Below are 1,398 nucleotides of genomic sequence, written 5' to 3'. Positions count from 1 at the left end.
TGTCTGACGTCAGCGCCAATGGGACAGTTTAGGTCGATTTGATAAGAGAGGGTTTCTGGCTCATCGTAACCGCCAAGGAGTGGAGATGAGAAAGAAACCCGGAACCAAGCAGAGCCACGGTGAGAAAGTTGTAAAAGACATCCGCCGCGCCACGCGTAAGCAATATTCAGCAGAAGAGAAGATCAGGATTGTGCTGGACGGCCTGAAGGGCGAAGACAGTATTTCAGAGCTGTGCCGCCGTGAAGGCATTGCCCAGAGCCTCTACTACAGTTGGTCCAAGGAGTTCCTTGAAGCCGGCAAGAAACGTCTGGCAGGCGACACGGCCCGTGCAGCGACATCGACCGAGGTCAAAGATCTGCGCCGCGAGGCACGCGATCTGAAGGAAGTGGTTGCCGAACAGGCTCTTGAACTGCGGTTGCTCAAAAAAAGCATGATCGCGGATGGGGGCGACGACGAATGAGGTATCCCGCATCCGAAAAACTGGAGATCATCCGCCTCGTCGAAGGTTCGCATCTCCCGACCAAGCGCATATTGGAAAAGCTGAGCATCCCGAAGACCACCTTCTATCGCTGGTATGACCGGTATCTGTCGGGTGGTCCTGAGGCGCTTGAGGATCGTAGTCCCAAGCCATCACGGGTCTGGAACCGCATTCCGCAGCCAATGCGTGAGAAGATCAAGGACCTGGCACTGAAGGAAAGTGAGCTTTCCCCGCGTGAGTTAGCTGTTCGCTTCACCGACACAGAAAAGTACTTTGTGTCAGAGGCTTCGGTCTATCGCATCCTCAAGTCTTACGACCTGATCACCAGCCCAGCCTATGTGGTTCTGTCAGCAGCAGATGAGTTCCACGACAAGACGACACGGCCGAACCAGCTCTGGCAGACCGACTTTACCTATCTGAAGGTGATCGGCTGGGGATGGTTCTATCTCAGCACGATCCTGGACGATTACAGCCGATACATCATCGCCTGGAAGCTTTGTACGACGATGAAGACCGAGGATGTGACCAACACACTGGACCTCGCCTTGCAAGCCTCAGGCTGTGATCAGGCAACGGGGCGGCACAAACCACGCCTGCTCAGTGACAACGGGTCCAGCTACATCTCTGGTGAGCTTGCAGAATGGCTGGAAGATCAGAAAATGGATCATGTTCGAGGCGCGCCATATCACCCACAGACCCAAGGCAAGATCGAGCGCTGGCACCAGACCTTGAAGAACCGCATCTTGCTGGAAAACTACTATCTGCCCGGTGACCTCCAGCAGCAGATCGATGCTTTCGTCGATCACTACAATCACCGGCGTTACCACGAAAGCTTACAAAACCTCACGCCCGCTGATGTCTACTTCGGGCGCGGCCACACCATTCTGAAACAACGAGAAAGGATCAAACGGAAGACACTC

The 1,398-nt window shown here is 54.6% G+C and carries 1 protein-coding gene; it reads left to right on the top strand.

The window, feature by feature from the left end:
- Positions 1–85: 85 nt before the first annotated feature.
- Positions 86–1,398, top strand: a protein-coding gene (locus tag ACR0EZ_RS25865; RefSeq protein WP_480617707.1) for an IS3 family transposase whose coding sequence is annotated in 2 segments (ribosomal slippage) — positions 86–422 and positions 422–1,398 — 1,314 coding nt annotated over the 2 segments. Because the reading frame shifts where the segments join, the coding sequence is not laid out codon by codon here. This gene is flagged as partial in the annotation.

It is taken from the genome of Ruegeria sp. AK4, assembly GCF_056541025.1.
This window is presented reverse-complemented; position numbering and strand designations above follow the sequence as displayed.